This window comes from Aeromonas sp. JL9 (assembly GCF_024436075.1).
GTDB classification, from domain to species: domain Bacteria; phylum Pseudomonadota; class Gammaproteobacteria; order Enterobacterales; family Aeromonadaceae; genus Aeromonas; species Aeromonas veronii.
This window is the reverse complement of sequence record NZ_JANFNV010000001.1, coordinates 326428-344357: the sequence shown is the minus strand read 5'-3', so window position 1 is coordinate 344357 and position 17930 is coordinate 326428. Positions and strand designations below refer to the sequence as shown.

Genomic DNA, 17930 nt, shown 5'->3' with positions numbered 1-17930 from the left:
CTAGAAAAATGTGATGTCGGCGCTGCTTGGTTGCGCGTTGACAGAACGGGTGGTGCGACCATGGTGAATATTGCGCTGTTCGTCGGTGGCGTATGAGAGTTCCATCTCTGCCAGCCAGCGATTGGCATCGATCTGGATTGGCCCTGTCGCATTGCTGCTCTGCTCGGAAGCCACCAAGTGGCTGGAGAGGCTCTCCATGTTTTGTCTGACGTGGCTGAGGATCTGGCTGACCCTGTCTTGAAATTGCAGCGAGACAATGACGCTGGAGATTTCGCGATGGATATCGGTGCTCTCGTTTTGCAGCAAGGAGGCGGATTCCGCCAGGCTATCTGTGGCATGGCGAAAACGGGCCAGTACCTGTTCGATTGTCTGCTCCGAATTGAGCGCCGAGGCGTGATCCCGTGCGGCAGCATTTTCGGCAATCTGGAAGGCGCGGCCGATAGCAGTATTGATGGTGTCTACCTTGTCGGTCATCTTCTGGGCGGTTTCGCTGGAGAGGCGGGAGAGGTTGCGCACTTCATCAGCGACCACAGCAAAGCCACGGCCTGCTTCCCCTGCACGAGCCGCTTCAATGGCTGCGTTGAGGGCCAGCAGGTTGGTCTGGGAGGCGATTTTGGCCACATCCATGGCCATGGTGTTGAGCTCTATGGTGTAGGTGGTCAGGCCTTTTATCTCACCCAGCATGGCGTCCCGATTGGCCTGGGCGGAGTGCAGGATGGCCACTACCTCATTGAGTTGCTGCTGGCTCTCGCTCAAGACTCCTGCCATGCCACGGGAATTGGCATCACCCAATTCTCCGGCTGCCAGATGAGAAGCATTGACTGCTTCTTCCAGCTTGTTGGCCAAGCCGCTGAAGCGTTGAGTCAGGTCAATCATCGCGGCTTCGGTTTGTTGACGAGAGCTTTCAATTTGCTGGGACCAGATGGGGAGTGCCTTCTCGCACACCTGTTCGAGCCCGATGATGGAGTGGGCGAGAGGATCGGTTGCGACGGTTTGTTCCTCTCCGGCACGATGTCGGAGTGTGTGCTGGTGGAAGTGACTCGATGTCCAGAGCGCGGCGGCAATACCAACCAGCACATTGAGCAGCAGGTAGAGAGGTGACAGCGCATCGGCGAGCTGCAGCAACAGGCAGCTCAGCAGAGCAAGCCCGATGCAGCAAATCCAGCAAACCGGTTCCCAAAGCGGTGTGTTCACGCCACTTTTGTGTTGTGCCATACGTAGCTTATCCCTGTGCAATTATTTGGTAAGAGGTAAAGGCGCGGGACCGAAACAGTCATGGTGCCCCTTGACGCTCTTTTCTTTATTTATAGTTGGCACAATAAGGTTAGCGGAAAAAAATTAATTGGCTGCAAATCGGAGTTGTTTGTATCAGCGATTGCCGTATCAAGTGGCTTGCGAAGTGGGGGGAAGAGCCAGGTGGGGATGAAAAGGAGAGAAGGAGCCTGAGGATTCAGGCTCCTGATGAGGATCAAGCCTCGTTGGCGTGAGCCTTCTGGCAACCTTCTACGGCGTGGGCAATCAGTTCCAGCGCGCTCTGGTCGCACGGTGGCAGTTCAGCCTCGCACTTACTGATAGGGGTAACACGATCGCCCCACTTGATGATGGCGGCTCCCCATGTCAGACCGGCACCGAAGGCAGCGGTCAGCAGATAGGAGTTCGGCTTGACGCGGCCCTGCTCCAGCGCTTCGCACAGGGCGATGGGCACAGTGGCTGCGGAGGTGTTGCCATAGTTTTCGATGTTGACCATCACCTTCTCCATCGGCGCATTCATCCGCTTGGCGAGGGTCTCGATGATGCGGATATTGGCCTGGTGCGGCACGATCAGGTCGACCTGCTCCGGCGCAATACCGGCCTGCGCCAGCACAGTGCTGGTGGCTTCACCCATGCCGCGTACGGCGCGTTTGAAGATCTCCGGACCTTCGAAGTTGAAGGTGAACAGCCCATCGATATCGGCAAAACGCACCCGATCGGTACCGAAGTTCGGAACGTGCAGGATCTCCCGCGCTTCGCTGTCGCAGCCGAGCTTGTTGGCAATCAGGCCACACTCTTGTTCGCTTGCCTCGATCACCACTGCACCGGCACCATCGCCAAACAGTACCGCGGTATCGCGACGGGCCCAGTCCAGCAGATAGGTAAGGCGCTCGGCGCCAATCACCAGAACCTTCTTCATCATGCCGGTCTGTACCAGCGAGGTAGCGACCGAGAGGGAGTAGACGAAACCGGTGCAGGCAGCGTTGAGGTCGAACACGGCGGCGTTGACGGCGCCGAGCTTCTTCTGCACCGCAGATGCAGCGCTTGGCAGCAGGTTGTCCGGAGTGGCGGTAGCCAGGATGATGCCATCGAGGTCGCTCGCTTCGAGACCTGCACAGGCCAGCGCGCGACGGCCAGCCAGGGTGGCCAGGTCAGAGGTACTGACATGGGAGACCCGACGCTGCTTGATGCCGGTACGGGGATAGATCCACTCATCTGACGTATCCATGATGGTGCTGAGGTCGTCGTTGGTCAGCACGGAGGGGGGCAGGCATTTGCCCCAGCCTGTGATATTGGCGTATTTCATCTTGTTACCGCTTCTCAAAGTGGAGCGCCCCGCGGGCGGAAAATCGTGCAATTATGCCGCACGAGACAACCACTGTCATCTTGTGGTCATAGTTATGTGTTGGGCAAGTGGCTGCGCCATCTGGCTGGAAAAGGTCGCAACGTGCTGAACATGGCTGGAAATTTTTCTTAAAACACGGGACTCGTCTGCCCTAAGATAGGCGTTTCTCCACCGATGAGGGTATCTCCTTGCTCAGAGCCAATCTCAACCTGCTGCCCACCCTCAAGGTGCTGCTGGAGACCCGCAATATCAGCCGCGCCGCCGAGCTGTTGCACCTGAGTCAGCCCTCCATCAGCAAGCAGCTTACCCAGTTGCGCAGCGAGTTTGACGACGAGTTGCTGGTGCGGGAGGGGCAACGCTGGCTGCTGACGCCACGGGCCGAAGCGCTGGCAGCCCAGCTGGCGGATTCTCTCGGGGCGCTGGAGCGGCTCTACGAGGCGCCAGGGTTTGACCCGAGCCGCTGCGAGCGGGTATTTCGGCTCGCCTCCTCCGATTATGTGGCCCAGCATATCCTGCCCGATATCTGCGCCGCGCTTGCCAAAGAGGCGCCGTTGGCGGCGCTGGAGTACAGCCTGTGGGACAAACGTCAGCTGCCGCAACTGTGGCAGTCCGAGCTCGATCTGGTCTCCACCATCACCGAACAGGTGCCGGATCAGATCCGCGGTCTGCATCAGGGGGAAGATCGGCTGGCGGTGTTGATGGGACGTCACCACCCGCTGGCGGGCAAGGCGCTGAGTCTCGATGACTATCTCGCCTGGCCTCACCTGCAGGTGAGCGGGGGAGGCGACAAGGACAGCCCGGTGGAGCAGGTATTGGCGCCGCAGGGACTGAGTCGGCGCTGGTTTGCCAGAGTTCCCTTCTTTCAGGCGGCAGTGGAGGTGTTGCTGCGCACAGATTGCCTGATGACCACCCCGGCCCATATCGCCTGGCAGCTCTCCTGCGGCCATGAGCTTACCTTTGTCGATCTGCCCTTTGCTACCCGCGACCAGCAGTATCATCTGCTGTGGCATCAGCGCCACCATCAGGATCCGGCCCACCGCTGGTTTCGCGAGCTGGCCTACCCATTCCTGCGGGATCACCTGCAACGCACCGTCGGCGAGAGTCGCAAGCTGCTCGATCTCGGCGGTTAGCCGCAGTCAGTTATGTGGTGCCATAGCCATTGGTTATGGAATCTATTCATAACTTTCACTACTGGCATAATGGCTCAGCCCGTACCCTGAGTGCAGGTCATTATATCGAGCGCAAAAGAGGAAAAGCATGGAACTGACGAGTTGGCTGGCACTGGCCGCAATCTGCGTGATGGGGGCCATCAGCCCGGGGCCGAGTCTGGCGCTGATCATCCGCAACACGGTGCAGGGCGGGCAGGGGCATGGCGTCGCCACCGCGCTTGGCCACGGCCTCGGGGTTGGTATCTATGCGCTGGTTACCGCGCTTGGCCTCTCGATCCTGATCACCCAGACCCCTATCCTGTTTGATCTGATCCGCTACGGCGGCGCCGCATTTCTCGCCTGGCTCGGGGTGAAAGCCCTGCTGGCAAAACCAGCCAGTGACGAAGGGAATGAAGAGGTGCATCAACTGCTCGGTCGGCAGGGGGCCTTTGAAGGTTTTATGGTTGCTTTCCTTAACCCCCAGCTGGCGGTTTTCTTCATCGCTCTGTTCAGCCAATTTGTGCGGGCCGATACCGGCTGGAGCGAAGGGGGCATCATGATGCTCACCGCTGGCGGGATCGATGCCGTCTGGTACGTGCTGGTGGCGCTGGTGCTCTCGCGCGGGCCGGTGCTGGCGTGGCTCAAAGCCAAATCCTTTGTTATCGACAAGGTGAGCGGGCTGGTGCTGCTCGGGTTGGCGCTCAAGGTGGTTATCTAATCCTGCATTTCGCAGATACCTTAAGCGGGATCAAGGCACGAGGGTGGTGAATGGGCTAGAGTGGCGTCCATTTGCTGTCCGCCCTGATCCCGAGACCATGCACCAGAACAAGCACCCGTTAAGCCACAACAACCGGTTGGAGCTGCTGGCTCCGGCCAAGAACCTCGCCTACGGCATCGAAGCCATCAACCATGGCGCCGATGCCGTCTACATGGGGGGGCCAGCATTTGGCGCCCGTAGTGCGGCGGGCAACTCCATCGAGGATATCGAGGCGCTGGCGCGCCACGCCCACCGTTTCGGCTCCCAGGTCTTTGTCGCCTTCAACACCCTGCTGCACGATCACGAGCTGGAGCAGGCCCGGCGGCTGACTCACCAAATATATGAAGCGGGAGCAGATGCGCTCATCGTGCAGGATATGGGGCTGTTGGCCCTCGATCTGCCACCCATCGCGCTCCATGCCAGTACCCAGACCGACAACCGCACGCCAGAGAAGGTGAAATTTCTGCAGGATGTGGGCTTCTCTCAGGTGGTACTGGCGCGCGAACTGTCTCTTGCGCAGATCCGCGAGATCAGTGCGTCGACCAATGTGCAGCTGGAGTTCTTTATCCACGGCGCGCTCTGCGTTTCCTACAGCGGTCAGTGCAATATCAGCCATGCCCGCACCGGCCGCAGCGCCAACCGAGGTGAGTGTGCCCAGCTCTGCCGTCTGCCCTGCTCACTGCAAAAGCCGGACGGTGAAGTGCTGGTGGCCGACAGCCACCTGCTGTCACTCAAGGATATGGATCAGACCGATAACCTGGAGGCCTTGATCGAGGCGGGGATCCGCTCCTTCAAGATCGAGGGGCGTCTCAAGGGGCTCGATTACGTCAAGAACGTTACCGCCTGGTATCGCCAGAAGCTCGACGCCATTCTGGATAGTCGCAGCGATCTGGTGGCCGCTTCGGCGGGTCGTTGCAGCTACAGCTTCACGCCTGACCCCAAGAAGAGCTTCAACCGCGGCAGCACCGACTATTTCCTCCATGGCCGCCAGCAGGGGATCGACTCCACCAAGAGCCCGAAATATGTGGGTGAACCGCTCGGGCGTGTCACCAAGGTGACCCGTGACGGTATCGAGATCGATGGCAAACAGGTCACCCTCAACAACGGCGACGGACTCGGCTTCTTCAAGCCGAACAACGAGCTGGTGGGGATGCGCCTCAACAAGGTCGAAGGTAAGCAGTTACTCCTGTCTGAACGCATGCCGGGGTTGAAGGTGGGGACCGAAATCTACCGCAACCACGATCAGGCGTTCAGCAAGATGCTGGAGAAGGCGAGCGCGGATCGTCGCATCCGGGTCGATATGGTGCTGGCAGAGTGCGATGAGGGCGTGAGCCTCACGCTCACCGACGAGCAGGGCATCAGTGCCACGGTGACCCTGCCTTGCGACAAACAGCCTGCCGACAACCCGGAGCGGGCGTTGCAGCAGGCGCGGGATCAACTTGGCAAACTCGGCAATACCCTGTTTGTGGCGCGCAAGATTGAGTTGGCAGTAACGAGGCCGCTCTTTATCGCCGCATCACAGCTCAACGGTTTGCGCCGGGACGGCATCGCCGCGCTGGAGGCGGCACGGGTGGCCAGCTACCAGCGCCCCGAGCGACGCATCGCCCTGCGGGATATCAGCTATCCCCAGCACCGCCTCTCCTACCTTGGCAACGTGCTGAACAGCGCCGCCGAGCAGTTCTTCCGCGAACACGGGGTGGAGCGGATTGCTCCCGCCTATGAGGCGAACAAGGAGGAGCGGGAAGTGGTGCTGATGATCACCAAGCATTGCATCCGCTATAGCCAGAACCTCTGCCCGAACGAGGTGCCCGGTCTCAAGGCCGAGCCGCTGGAGCTCAAGATGGGTAAAGACACCTTCCGTCTGCGCTTTGACTGCAACCGCTGCGAAATGCATGTGATGGGCAGCCTGAAACGCTGATCAATGAGCCCCTTTCTCCATCTGGAAAAGGGGCAATTTTTTATCGCAGGTGCTCTACTCAGACTCCTTTAATTGCCCCTCTCCAGCGCCAGCAGCGCTTTTTTAATCTCCAATCCCCCCGCATAGCCGGTCAGGCTGCCGTTTTGGCCGATCACCCGATGGCAGGGAACGATGATCGAGAGTGGATTGCGGCCGTTTGCCGCGCCCACTGCCCGCACCGCATCGGGTTTGCCGATGGCGCGGGCAATATCGCTGTAGCTGCGGGTCTCGCCGTAGGGGATGTCGCACAGCGCTTGCCATACCGCCTGCTGAAAGGCGGTGCCACGGGCGGCAAGGGGCAGGGAGAAGCGCTGCAAGCGACCGGCAAAATAGGCGTCAAATTCGGCGAGGAAGGGGGCCAGCGCCTCGTGATCTTGCTGCCAGCCGCTCATGTCAGGCAGTGCCCGCAGGCCCGCCACAAAGTCCACGTGTACCAGACCAGATTCATTGATGGCGACCAGCAGATCGCCACAGCGGGTCGGCAGGATATCGTAGCGGATCATGGGGTTATCTCCTGTTGCTGGGTATCTGGCTGTTGTTCGTTGCTGGTGGCATGGAGCAGCAAATCGGGCGCTTCACTCATTGCGTACCACAGCCAGCTGGCCGCATAGCTGCGCCACGGTTGCCACGCTGCGCTTTGCGCCAACACCTCCTTCACCGGCAGCTTGGCTCCGCCCCCGAGCGCCTTTTGCAGCACCAGATCGGAAGCGGGGAAGGCATCGGTATCCATCCCGCAGCGCAGCCGCCAGTAAGCGACCGTCCAGGGGCCTATGCCCGGTAGTGCCAGCAACTGCTCATCACTGGCTGTAGTGAGGGTCAGCTCGCCGCTGGCCAGCGCCTTCGCCACTCCACGCAGGGTACGAATGCGGCTGCCGGGCATGCCGATGCCGTCGAGATCGAGTTCGCACAACTGGCCGGGGGTCGGTAGTTGCGCCACCCCGAATTGCGCCTCGGTACGAGCTACCAGCCGCCCGAGTATGGTGATGGCTCCCTTGACCGAGACCTGCTGGCCGACGATGGCGCGCAGCATCACCTCGTATTCGTCCCAGCCTCCCGGCAGTCGTACGCCGGGCCAGCGCGCCTGCAAACGGGCGAGCAGCGGATCCTGACCGAGCTGATCGCCGATCCGCTGCATGTCGGCATCGAGGTCCCACATCCTGCGCACCCGATAGAGCAGATCGGGCAGCGCTGCGAGCGGCAGATCATGGACTGTGAGTTGCAGGCTGTGCACCTTGCCCTGCGCGATGCGCACCAGCGCGACCTGATCGCCGACCCGGTAGCGTCGCTCATACCCCTCGCCATCTACCCGCTCCAGTCCGGGGATCGCCCGTAGCCGATAAAACGCCAGCATGGCCGCCACGTCATACGGGGGGCGATAGGGCAGTTGCAGCGTCAGGGTTGCGCCGCGGGGCTGCGTGCTCATGTGCTCTGGCGCATGATCCTCTTGTTGGCGCAGGGTGCGCGGGGCCAGTCCGTAGGCGTTGAGCCAGGCGTCATTGAAGCGGCGGATGCTGGCAAAACCGGCGGCAAACGCGATGTCGGTGATGGGCAGCCCGGTTTCGGTCAGCAGCCGTTTCGCGAGCAGCAGGCGGCGCGTCTGTTCCACCTGTTTTGGTGAGGCGCCGAGGTGCTGCTCGAACTGGCGGCGCAGCGTGCGTTCGCTTATTTCGGCCTCTGCAGCCAGTTCGGCGAGCGTGCCATCAGCCAGCTCACCACGATCGATGCGTGCCAGCAGGCGTGCCAGCTCAACCGGCAGATCGCCACGGGCGGCGGGGGCCAGCTCCGGCCGGCAGCGCAGGCAGGGTCGCAGCCCATATTGCTCGGCGGCAGCGGCGCTTTGGAAGTAGCGCACATTGTGCTCGTGCGGTGGCCGTGCCGGGCAGACCGGGCGGCAGTAGATGCCGGTCGAGAGCACGCCGGTAAAGAAGCGGCCATCGAAGCGAGCATCGCGGGCGAGCCGTGCGGCGTGACACTGTTCGCGGCTGAGGGTGTTGATCACCTCATCCGGTGACGACTCTGGGCTGGGCTTTGCATTCATGGTGTTGGCGGCTTTGCTGGAATAGATGGCAAGAGAGTAAGGGGGCTCGGGGGCCATGACTAGCCAGAAACGGACAGGGATAGCAAAAATTGGCCAAAGGTTATTTTGCTCTTTCATTGCACGGCCGGGTTTCACTCTTCGTCACGCTGTTATTCATATGTCTCGGCTCGACAGAAGGGGGCATAACGGATGTCGATTGGCCTAGCTTTATTTGCTTAGCGAGATTAGTGGCGGTGAAAACTGCTTAAAAATTAATAACAGATCACATAATTATCTTTTTTACATTGAGTGTGGCGATTTAGTGTTGTTCAATCGAGTCAGTTAATTTTTTATGATTATTAAGTCATTGCATTTGCGGCCCAGGGCCGACCAATAACAACAACACTTGCCAAGGATGATAAGTGAACGACTGTAAGGCATGGCCCCATTGCCGGGGCTTTAGTCTGATCGAGTTGTTGATCGCCATGACGGTTGTCAGCATTCTCGCGGCCATCGCGTTGCCAGCGTATCAGGGTTATCTGCAACATGGACGCCGTTACGAAGCGCAGCAGCAATTACTGGAGCAGGCGCTCGTCCTCGAACGTATCTATACCCAACAGGGCCGTTATCCCGATACGTTCGCAACCCCTTCCAACACGGATTTCTACCAGTTCAGCTACAGCCAGCAAGATGCTGGCGACTACCTGCTCAAAGCCATTCCAACGACGCGACAACAGGATGGGTGCGGCACTCTGACCCTCGATCAGACCGGTTATCGCGCGGCCAATCGCCATGACTGCTGGGGATCATAAGATGAATGTGCGCGGATTTACTCTGATTGAGTTGATGATCACGGTCGGCATCGCCGCCATCTTGCTATTGGTCGGGTTGCCCTCCATGAGTCAGCGCCTCGCGGCCGAACGGCTCGATCGCAGTGCGACCGAACTCGCGTCAGCCTACCGCTTTGCCCGCAGCGAAGCGGTCAAGCTGACCCTGCCGGTGGTCCTGCAGGGCACCGATAACGGTGGCTGGGAGGTGATGGCCGACAGCCAGCGGTTGCGTCAGGCATCAGCTCCCGGTGGCGGCGTGGTGATCAAGCCGTTTGACCCCATCCAGATCGCGCCAACCGGCAGCAGCAGCCACGCCGAGATCATTCTGGCCAATCGCCTCGGTGAGCAGCGGGTGCTCTGCGTGGCCCCGAGCGGCCAGCTGCTGCAAGGGAGCTGCTCATGAGATACGCCGCACTTGCCCGCCAGCAAGGCTTCAATCTGGTGGAGATCATGGTCTCCATGGTGTTGGCGGTGATGGTGTTTCTCGGTCTCGCCAAGGGGCAGGTGGTCTCGTTGCAGCAGGCGGATTACAGCTTGCAGAGCACGCTGGCCACGATCGAGGCGAGCAACAGCGTGGAGCAGATCTGGAGCTCGCTGTGTGAAGTGCAGCGCAAGCCCGAGCGGTTCACCCAGGCCGATTTTCTTGCCCGCTTCACCCTGCAGGATGGCCACCGGCTGGTGCTGCCGAACCGTTATAGCGACAACTTTGTGGTCGCTATCGAGTGGCAGGATGAGCGGGTCTCCGGCGCCAAGCGAGTGGAGCTGAACGCAGGATTTCCGCCTTTATGCTGAGCGTCCCCTCACGGCAACGAGGCGTCAGTCTCGTCGAGCTGATGATCTCCATGGTGCTCGGTCTGATGCTGATGCTGGCGATTTTTGCCGGTTACGCCCCGATCAAGAGTACGGTCGAACAGAGCAAGGCGCTGGAGCAGGCGAACGAAGTGCTGCGCTTTGCCACTCTCACCTTTACCAACAGCATCAAGCAGGCGGATCAGCTGATAGCCGTGACCCCTGATCGCCTGACGCTGGCCTTCAAGGTAGAGGGGGGCAATCAGGTGCTCTCCTGCCTTGGCAACCAGAAAACCGCCGATTTTACCGAGCAGTACCGCTTCACGCCGCCGGTACTCAGTTGCGATGACGGAGATGGCCCGCGCCTGTTGCTGGCCCATCTTCAGGATCTTGAATTCGGCCAGCAGGGTGCGTTGGTCAATATCCGCATCTTGCCCGAAGGGCTGCCGAGCTATCTGGCACCGGGAGTAGAGGTGCAGGTGGCCCGCCGCAAGGCGGTCTGGGCGGCAGCGTTGGCCACATCCGGTGCCAACGCCACAGCAGGGGGATCGGGATGAACAAGGGATTGCAGGGGCAGCGAGGAGCCGTACTGCTGGTGGTGCTGGTGGTGAGCCTGCTGTCGAGTCTGCTGGTGTTTACCAGCATTCAGGAGAACCAGTTGCAGACCCGCCTGAGCGGCAATTTTCACAAGAAGATCAATGCGCAGCTCAGTGCCGAGCAGGGGATGAACGAGAGTTATCGCGCCCTGCATCAGGCCCTTGGCGCTGAACCACGGATAGAGTGGGCTCAACTGGTGCAGAAGGTGCCAAGCAAGGGCGAAGGGGCAATGGCGGGCAGCCGCTTCAGCATCGATCAGCTGGATGCCTCCGCCGGCAGCAAGTTGGCGTTGCAGAGCCATGGCCGCTATCTGGAGGGAAATGCCAGCCTCAACGCGCTGTTTGCCCTCAAGCGCGAGCCCGGCAATCTAATCTTTCAGGATTCGGTGGTGGCATGCGAAGGGCTAAGTCTTTCCGGTAGCGGTTTTATTGACAGCTACGATTCGCGCAAGGGGGCGTACAAGGAGTCTGTTTCCGGGACTCTTAATCAGGGGCAAAACGCCAAGGTGGCGACCGTCAGCGATAAGGCCAATGTAGTGCTCGCCGGGCACTCCCCCATCTGGGGTGATGTGCGGGCGACCGGCTCGGTGACCTTGAACGGCTCTTCACCTGTTGCGGGTAATGTACTTGCTGGCGGCGATATCACCATTTCTCCCTCTGATGGGGTCGTCAGGGTTGAGGGCAGCGTGAACGGGAGTGGAAATTTTGCCTTGCAAGGGGGGCATATTGCCGGAGCTGTTGCGATCAATGGTGATGTCTCTATGGGTCATGGCACAAGCATTGCTGGCGACAAGTTGAACTATGGTGGGAACGGGGCATTCCTTGATGCCAAGCATCAGAAGTATCTGGATCCCCAATACCGCACTCATCCCAAGCTACCGCCTGTTGCCGGACAGGTGTGTGACCCGCTCAATGTGGCCGCGCTGCCCAAATCGTTTCCCCCTGCCACACTGCCCATCAATGGGCCGCTGACGCTGGGCGCCACCCAGCAGATGGTGCTGACCACGGATCCCGCCACTGGCTCGGTAACCAGCAGCAACCAGCACAAGCCCGGGCTGCCGCTCCCCGGCAAGGGGGAGCTGTTTGGCAAGGATCAGACCATTTATCAGCTCGACAGTCTCAATATGGGGGCCGATGCCACACTAACCATCAAGGGGGATGTGGTGCTGCTGATCGACAAGGATTTCACCATGACAGGCAGCAACAAGTTGACGGTGAGCGAGGGGAGCAGCCTGACCCTGATCGTCAGCGGCAAGGTCGATCTCGGGGCCGGTGCAGAGGTGACGGCAGCCAAGCAGGGGCTGACCACTGGCGGTACGCCTGCTATCTCCATCTATTCCGCGTATAGTGGCAAGGATGGGGTCAAGCTGTCGGGTAATACCCCGCTCTATGCCGCCCTCTATGCCCCGCTCACCGAGATGAAGATCAGCGGAAGTGGCGGTCTGTACGGGGCGGTGCGGGCAAAACACTTGACCGAGAGCGGTGCGGGCGGGGTGCACTATGACGAGGCGCTGGGCATGGCGGATATGGGCGAAGATCAGGGGCCGCCGCCGACACTGGCGCTGCGGCAGTGGCACTTTGTGCAGTGAGGCTGGCGAGCGGCTAAAAAGGATCGAACGGGGCGCGCAACTGTGAGAAGGTGGAGATCTGTCCACCCAGCCGTTCACTGTTGAGGAGTGCTCCATGCCAGGCCCCGCTCGTGCCGGTGCCCTGATCTATGCCAAGGATCCGGGCCTGCTGACCCACTTTTACCGTACCCTGCTGCAGATGGTGGTCTGCAGTCAGGATGAGCAGCTGGTGGTGCTGGAAAACAGCGATATCCAGCTGCTGATCCACGCCATTCCAGAGCCCTATGCTGAGCAGGTCGTTATCAACCGCCCGCCAGAACTGAGGGAAGAGGGGGCCATCAAGCTGTTCTTCACCGTCTCCAGCCTCGCCTGGGCAGAAGCGAAGGCGGCGGATCTCGGCGGCGGCCTGCTGCCACAGCAGTGGACGGGGCCCGGCTTTGTGGTGCGCAATGCCTTCGACCCTGAGGGCAATATCCTGCAACTGCGCGAGTTGCTGGGTTCCCCGGACCCCCTCTGAACCCTCTCTTTTTACAGCATTGCCGTGACGGCGTGCTGTGCCATGCACCGCCATAAAAATGAACCGCCATAAAAACGGGGCCCTGTAGTGGTTAACTAAAAAGGGCCCCGTTCTGCTGTTAGCATACTGCGCTCATTACTTCAGATAACGCTGTTCCAGATGCTGGCGCAGCCAGTGCGGATTGAGCGCTTCACCGGTGGCGCGGCGCACCAGCTCGTCGGTGCTGTGCAGGCTCCCCTGTGACCAGATGTGGCGTCCGAGCCAGCCGAAGATCTCCGGCAAGCGACCCGCCGCGATCACCTCCCCCATGCTGCCCAGCTCTTTTTCGAGGGCAAAACGCAGCTGGGCGGCATACATGGCACCCAGGGTATAGCTCGGGAAATAGCCGAACGAGCCGTCGGTCCAGTGAATATCCTGCATGCAGCCATTGCGGTAGTTGCCCTTGGTGGAGAGCCCCAGCCACTGCTGCATTTTGGCATCCCACAGCTCGGGGATGTGGGCCACCTCGATCTTCCCTTCCACCAGATCGCGCTCCAGCTCGTAGCGCAGGATAACGTGGGCCGGATAGGTCACCTCGTCCGCATCAACCCGGATAAAGCCCGGCTCGACCCGGCTATAGAGCTTGGCCAGATTGTCCGGCGCAAACGCCGCCTGTTCGCCGAAGTGGTGACGAATGCGTGGTGCCAGCAGCGCGAGGAAGGCCGGATGATGCCCCAGCTGCATCTCGCAAAACAGGCTCTGGCTCTCGTGGATCGCCATGGAGCGGGCCTCGGCCACCGGCTGGCCCAGCAGATGGCGCGGCAGCCCCTGTTCGTAACGGGCGTGGCCGGTCTCGTGCACTATGCCCATCAGGCTGGAGACAAACTCCTGCTCGTTGTAGCGGGTGGTGATCCGCACATCGGTCGGCACGCCGCCACAGAAGGGGTGACTGCTCACATCGAGGCGGCCGTGTGCGAAATCAAAGCCGAGCAGCCCCATTACCTCCTGACCGAGCGCCTGCTGGTTGGGGATGGGGAAGGGGCCTTGCGGCAGCAGCAGGGCATCGCCCTTTTGTTGTTCACTCACGGTCTGGATAAGAGCCGGCAGCCAGCTGGCGAGATCGCCGAAGATCTGATCGAGCCGTGCGCTGGTCATGTCCGGCTCATAGAGCGCCAGCATGGCGTCGTAGGGGCGCACGCCAAGCGCATCGGCCCGCAGCTGCGCCACTTCACGGGAGAGTTTCACCACCTCCTCGAGATTGGGGGCAAAGCCGGCCCAGTCGTTGTTCTTGCGCTGGCTGCGCCAGGCGTGCTCGCACTTGCTGCCAGCGAGCGACAGCGCTTCGACCAGCTCACCGGGCAGCAGGCTTGCATCTTGCCACTGGCGCTTTATCTCGCCGAGGTTGGCGCGTTGTACTTCATCGAGCGGTTCGCTCTCGGCCCTGGCAATCCAGTCGCCCAGCTCGGGAGCGGTGCGCTTCTGGTGGATCAGCAGACCGAGTTCGGCCATCGCTTCGGCGCGAGCATCGTTGCCCCCTTCCGGCATCATGGCCGCCTGATCCCAGCCGCAGATGGCGGCGAGGTGGCTAAAGCGGTGGATCTGTTGCTGATGTTGTTCAAGCTTTTGATATGACATGGGATTGTCCTTGTTATCGTCCCTGATGGTATGCCGCCCCGTACCTGGCATGCTCGGGGCCGTTCGATGCTAACACCGCCGCTGTATAGTTGACCACCTTCATGCAGGCGGGCCAAAGGCGTAGTGGCGAGAGGCGGATTAGCCGAGCCGCTTCTGGTGCCGTTCGCGGTTTTCCGCTTTTTTGCGTTCGCTTTTGCGCAGCAGCACATAGAGCGCGCCGCTGCCGCCGTGGCGACGTTCGGCGCTGTGGATCGCCATGACGGCGGGCAGTTGCGGCAACCAGGCGCTGACATAGCTTTTCAGCAGGGCGCGCGGGGTGCTGCGCTCCCCCTTGCCGTGCAGGATCAGCAGACAGCGGATATCCCGGACTTCACAATCCGTAATGAACTGCACCAGCGTCTGGCGCGCTTCGTTGAGGGTTTTCTGGTGCAAATCCAGGCTGGCCTGCAGCTCGTATTTGCCGAGCCGCAGCTTCTTGTAGACCCCCTCCTGCACCCCATCACGCTTGAAGCCGATGATTTCGTGCGGATCCCGCATCTCGATGGCCTCCATGGTGAGGTGGTCGAGGGCGAGTTGCTCGGCGGTGGCAGCCTGACGGCGAGCGAGCTGCGCCTCGGTCGGGGCGGATTTGGCCGCATGGGGATGGATGTTGTCGCTGCGAATGGGCCGCACGTCGGCCACTTCATTCATGAATAGCGAGAGTTCGTCGTTATGAGACACGGCAGGCTCCCCATAAGAAAAAGTGGGGGCCATTATAACGGCCGCAACCGGCACAGAAAACGGGGAAAGGGGGAGGCCCAGCATGGATACCAGTGCTGCCTGGCCCGGGAATCACAGTCGCGAACCATAAAACAGCACAGGCGGTCAGTGTGAACTGCCGCCTGTGGTCAGAGGATTATTTGCCCTCTTTGGGTTGTTGAGAATGGGGTTGCTGTGAATGAGGCGGTTGCGAGTGCATCACCTTGTAGATGAAATAGGCCGCGTAAGAGCTGATGAGCAAGAAGGTGCCGATAATCACCAGCATCGACATCAATCCCACGCTGTTGCCAAACATCAGGTCCAGCCAAAAGTCCATTTTATTGCTCCTGTCACCCGGTTGATGACAGGCATGATAAATACCTCTTTGCCCCGTCCGGGATGATCCCGATCAACTCCCTTGCAGGTTGTTTAATAACCAGCGCGATCTGTGATCGTTCTCACTGGACTCCTTGCTAGAGAGCCTGCACAGGGCCCGGTGTGGTGAGCGGGGTAATGCGCCACCCTTGCTGCTCCAGCAACGCCAGCAACCCCTGTTCGCCGTAAAGGTGCAGGGCGCCTACCACGATAAAGCTCTCGTTGGGCAGGGTGGACCATTTCTTCAGCCAGTTGTGGTTGCGCTCGGCCAGCAGGGTCTGCTCCATCCAGCTTTGTAGCGCGGGCGGGGCCATCTCCTCCTTGAGCAGATTGATCAGCGTCGCCTCATCCCCCTGCTGCCATGCCTTCATCACGGCGGCGAAACCACTCTCCAGCATCGGTAGCTCATCCAGGGTGCTGGCGAGCATCAGGGTCTGGTTATCACCCACGCTGGCCAGATAACCTAGCTGCTCCAGCAGGGTCTCAAAGCCCACCACCGGTTTGCCCTCTTTGGCGGCCCGGACGGCAAAGTGCTGGTCTATCCCGAGTTCACTCTTGAAGTCGGAGCGGGCCATGGCGGCCTGGGTCAGGGTAATGGCGGCAAACCAGGGGCGCAGGGTGGCGAGGGTCGCCTCGTCGATGCCATAGCGGGCCCCCGCCATCAGGGTGCGTTGATAGAGCTCGGCAGGCAGATGATCCTTGAGCGGTTTGCCATCCACCAGTCGGGTGAGGGAGCTGGTCTGTTGCCACTGATCCGGCGTGATGCTGTTCATGTCCACCTCCATCACCAGTGCGTGACTCTGCAGCCAGGCACGCTCCACCGGCTCGGGCAGAGGATAGAGTGCTGGTTTGCCCGCATGGATGGAGCCCAGAAGCCAGTGTTGCTGGTTGCCCTTGCTCACCCGATAGAAGGCGGGATCGGCAAAGGCGTGCAGCGGTAGCAGCAGGCAGAGCAGGAAGGCAAAGAGGGTGCGATGAAATCTCATGGGGATCCTTAATATGAGCCGGGTGACTTCTCTTGCTGACAATAACTCCTATGATAAGTCCTCATTTCAGATAACCAAGAGGTTTGCCATGCCCCATCTTCGTTTTCGCGCCGTGACGCTCGATACCCTGCAACAGGTGAGCGGCCCGCTGCTGGCCGAGCTCTGCGAGCTGACCGGCGGTAAGCCGGAGTTTGTCACCATGGAGCGGATTGATAGCTGCTGGATACGCAACGGTGAGTCAGAGGTGGGTTTTCCGTTTGTCGAGCTGCACTGGTTCGAGCGGCCGCAGGAGATGCAGGACGCCGCCGCGCGCCTTATCACGCGCCATTTGAAACGGGTGCTGGGGGAGCAGACCTATGTGGTGGTGCAGGTGATACCTTTGGTCAAGAGCGCCTACTACAGCAATGGCGAGCACTATCGAAGAGAGGGGCAAACAAGGTTGGCGGATTGGATTACGCCGCTATACAGCTAACGCAATCCGGGCGGCAGGATGCTTGTCGCCCATCACGGGATCAGGTCGATTTGGCCAGCAGTTTGTCGAGCCAGCGAGTGGGCAATACCCGTCGCAAGAAGGCAAACAGCCGGGTCGGAGTGGTCACCGGATAGCGTGCCTTGGGATGGGCGTGGGTCAGCGCATGGAGCAGCGGAGGGATGCAGGCTTCGCTCGGGAGGGTAAAGCCGCTGGTGGCCCCCTCTTTTTCCAGCCGCGTCAGGGTCTGGCGGTAGGCCGACTGATGACGGCTCTGAGCCGGATCGATGTGGCGCAGGAAGGCGTTGCGAGCATTGGCACGAAAACGGGTATCGATGGGGCCCGGTTCAATCAGGCTGATATGTACCCCGCTACCCGCCAGTTCGAGGCGCAGAGTGTCGCTATAACCTTCCAGCGCAAACTTGCTGGCGTTATAGGCGCCGCGATACTTCATGGCAACCAGTCCCAGTACCGAGCTGTTCTGCACTATCCGCCCCTCTTTGGCCTCCAGCATAGGCGGCAGCACCTGACGGATCAGATGGTGCCAGCCAAACAGGTTGGTATTGAACTGTTCCCTGAGCGCTTCGGTGGGCAGATCTTCCAGCGCCCCGGGTTGGCCATAAGCGCCATTGTTGAACAGGCCATAGAGGCGCCCGCCTGCCAGATGGAGCGCCGCACTGGCACCCAGCTCGATAGAAGCAGGGTCCGCCAGATCCAGCTGTACTGCCAGCAATCCCTGTTGCTGCAAACGGGTAACATCTTCCGCCTTGCGCGCCGAGGCGATCACGGTAAAACCGTGCTGCCCGAGCGCTTGCGCGGCGGCGAGGCCAATACCGCTGGAACAACCGGTGATCAGAACAAAACGGGGCATGATGGCGTCCTTGTGACTGCTGACAAAAGCGTGCGGGTGAGTGGATAAAACCCTTATCCGGCTCGCATGTTAGCCTGCCAACCGGTAAAAAGAAAACCGGGC

The 17930-nt window shown here is 60.5% G+C and carries 19 protein-coding genes; 10 read left to right on the top strand and 9 right to left on the bottom strand.

What is annotated here, in order from left to right:
- Positions 1–1215, bottom strand: a complete 1215-nt coding sequence (locus NOM06_RS20910) for a methyl-accepting chemotaxis protein (RefSeq protein WP_370688886.1) — start codon at positions 1213–1215, stop codon at positions 1–3.
- A 253-nt stretch (positions 1216–1468) separates the two neighbouring features.
- Positions 1469–2557, bottom strand: a complete 1089-nt coding sequence (locus NOM06_RS01635) for a ketoacyl-ACP synthase III (RefSeq protein WP_255909381.1) — start codon at positions 2555–2557, stop codon at positions 1469–1471.
- Between the two features lie 227 nt (positions 2558–2784).
- Between NOM06_RS01635 and NOM06_RS01630 the strand changes: the two genes are divergently transcribed.
- The 3 genes from NOM06_RS01630 (at position 2785) to NOM06_RS01620 (ending at position 6419) form a co-directional block, all read left to right on the top strand.
- Positions 2785–3726 carry a LysR family transcriptional regulator gene (locus NOM06_RS01630; RefSeq protein WP_255909379.1) on the top strand — a complete coding sequence of 314 codons (942 nt, stop codon included), beginning with the start codon at positions 2785–2787 and terminating at the stop codon, positions 3724–3726.
- A 127-nt stretch (positions 3727–3853) separates the two neighbouring features.
- A complete protein-coding gene (locus tag NOM06_RS01625) occupies positions 3854–4462 on the top strand; it encodes a LysE family translocator (RefSeq protein WP_255909378.1) in 609 nt (202 codons plus the stop codon).
- A 97-nt stretch (positions 4463–4559) separates the two neighbouring features.
- Complete coding sequence (locus NOM06_RS01620; RefSeq protein WP_255909377.1) at positions 4560–6419, top strand: U32 family peptidase; 1860 nt, start codon at positions 4560–4562, stop codon at positions 6417–6419.
- A 68-nt stretch (positions 6420–6487) separates the two neighbouring features.
- On the opposite strand, the gene NOM06_RS01615 is transcribed toward NOM06_RS01620, so the two are convergent.
- Complete coding sequence (locus NOM06_RS01615) at positions 6488–6961, bottom strand: methylated-DNA--[protein]-cysteine S-methyltransferase (protein ID WP_201994675.1); 474 nt, start codon at positions 6959–6961, stop codon at positions 6488–6490.
- Positions 6958–8496 (bottom strand): AlkA N-terminal domain-containing protein, encoded by a 1539-nt coding sequence (locus NOM06_RS01610; protein WP_255909376.1) that lies wholly within the window; start codon positions 8494–8496, stop codon positions 6958–6960. Before NOM06_RS01610 ends, NOM06_RS01615 begins: the two co-directional genes overlap by 4 nt.
- Positions 8497–8897: 401 nt before the next feature.
- Here NOM06_RS01610 and NOM06_RS01605 point away from each other — a divergent pair, with 401 nt between their 5' ends.
- From NOM06_RS01605 to NOM06_RS01580, 6 genes are all read left to right on the top strand, one after another.
- Positions 8898–9287 (top strand): type IV pilin protein, encoded by a 390-nt coding sequence (locus NOM06_RS01605; RefSeq protein ID WP_255909374.1) that lies wholly within the window; start codon positions 8898–8900, stop codon positions 9285–9287.
- A 1-nt stretch (position 9288) separates the two neighbouring features.
- Complete coding sequence (locus tag NOM06_RS01600; protein ID WP_236381868.1) at positions 9289–9708, top strand: GspH/FimT family pseudopilin; 420 nt, start codon at positions 9289–9291, stop codon at positions 9706–9708.
- Positions 9705–10097: a prepilin-type N-terminal cleavage/methylation domain-containing protein gene (locus NOM06_RS01595; protein WP_255909373.1), complete on the top strand. Its 393-nt coding sequence runs from the start codon at positions 9705–9707 to the stop codon at positions 10095–10097. Before NOM06_RS01600 ends, NOM06_RS01595 begins: the two co-directional genes overlap by 4 nt.
- Positions 10091–10651, top strand: coding sequence for a PilW family protein (locus tag NOM06_RS01590; RefSeq protein WP_255909372.1), 561 nt, complete (start codon positions 10091–10093; stop codon positions 10649–10651). The genes NOM06_RS01595 and NOM06_RS01590 overlap by 7 nt, the downstream gene beginning before the upstream one ends.
- A complete protein-coding gene (locus NOM06_RS01585) occupies positions 10648–12279 on the top strand; it encodes a hypothetical protein (protein WP_255909371.1) in 1632 nt (543 codons plus the stop codon). Before NOM06_RS01590 ends, NOM06_RS01585 begins: the two co-directional genes overlap by 4 nt.
- Before the next feature lie 94 nt (positions 12280–12373).
- Positions 12374–12775 carry a VOC family protein gene (locus NOM06_RS01580; protein WP_160881887.1) on the top strand — a complete coding sequence of 134 codons (402 nt, stop codon included), beginning with the start codon at positions 12374–12376 and terminating at the stop codon, positions 12773–12775.
- 135 nt (positions 12776–12910) lie between these two features.
- Here NOM06_RS01580 and NOM06_RS01575 read toward each other — a convergent pair whose 3' ends face one another.
- From NOM06_RS01575 to NOM06_RS01560, 4 genes are all read right to left on the bottom strand, one after another.
- On the bottom strand, positions 12911–14389 hold the full coding sequence (locus NOM06_RS01575) for a carboxypeptidase M32 (protein ID WP_255909370.1): 1479 nt from the start codon (positions 14387–14389) through the stop codon (positions 12911–12913).
- Between the two features lie 138 nt (positions 14390–14527).
- On the bottom strand, positions 14528–15109 hold the full coding sequence (gene smrA / locus NOM06_RS01570) for a DNA endonuclease SmrA (protein WP_255909369.1): 582 nt from the start codon (positions 15107–15109) through the stop codon (positions 14528–14530).
- A gap of 175 nt (positions 15110–15284) precedes the next feature.
- A complete protein-coding gene (locus NOM06_RS01565; RefSeq protein WP_005338733.1) occupies positions 15285–15464 on the bottom strand; it encodes a DUF3149 domain-containing protein in 180 nt (59 codons plus the stop codon).
- Positions 15465–15600: 136 nt separating this feature from the next.
- The gene (locus NOM06_RS01560) at positions 15601–16488 is read right to left on the bottom strand and encodes a TraB/GumN family protein (protein ID WP_255909368.1); all 888 of its coding nucleotides are present in this window, start codon (positions 16486–16488) and stop codon (positions 15601–15603) included.
- Positions 16489–16576: 88 nt separating this feature from the next.
- Here NOM06_RS01560 and NOM06_RS01555 point away from each other — a divergent pair, with 88 nt between their 5' ends.
- Entirely contained in the window at positions 16577–16960 is a 384-nt protein-coding gene (locus NOM06_RS01555; protein WP_255909367.1) for a DUF1904 family protein, read from the top strand.
- 40 nt (positions 16961–17000) lie between these two features.
- On the opposite strand, the gene NOM06_RS01550 is transcribed toward NOM06_RS01555, so the two are convergent.
- On the bottom strand, positions 17001–17828 hold the full coding sequence (locus NOM06_RS01550) for an SDR family oxidoreductase (protein WP_255909366.1): 828 nt from the start codon (positions 17826–17828) through the stop codon (positions 17001–17003).
- Positions 17829–17930 lie beyond the last annotated feature (102 nt).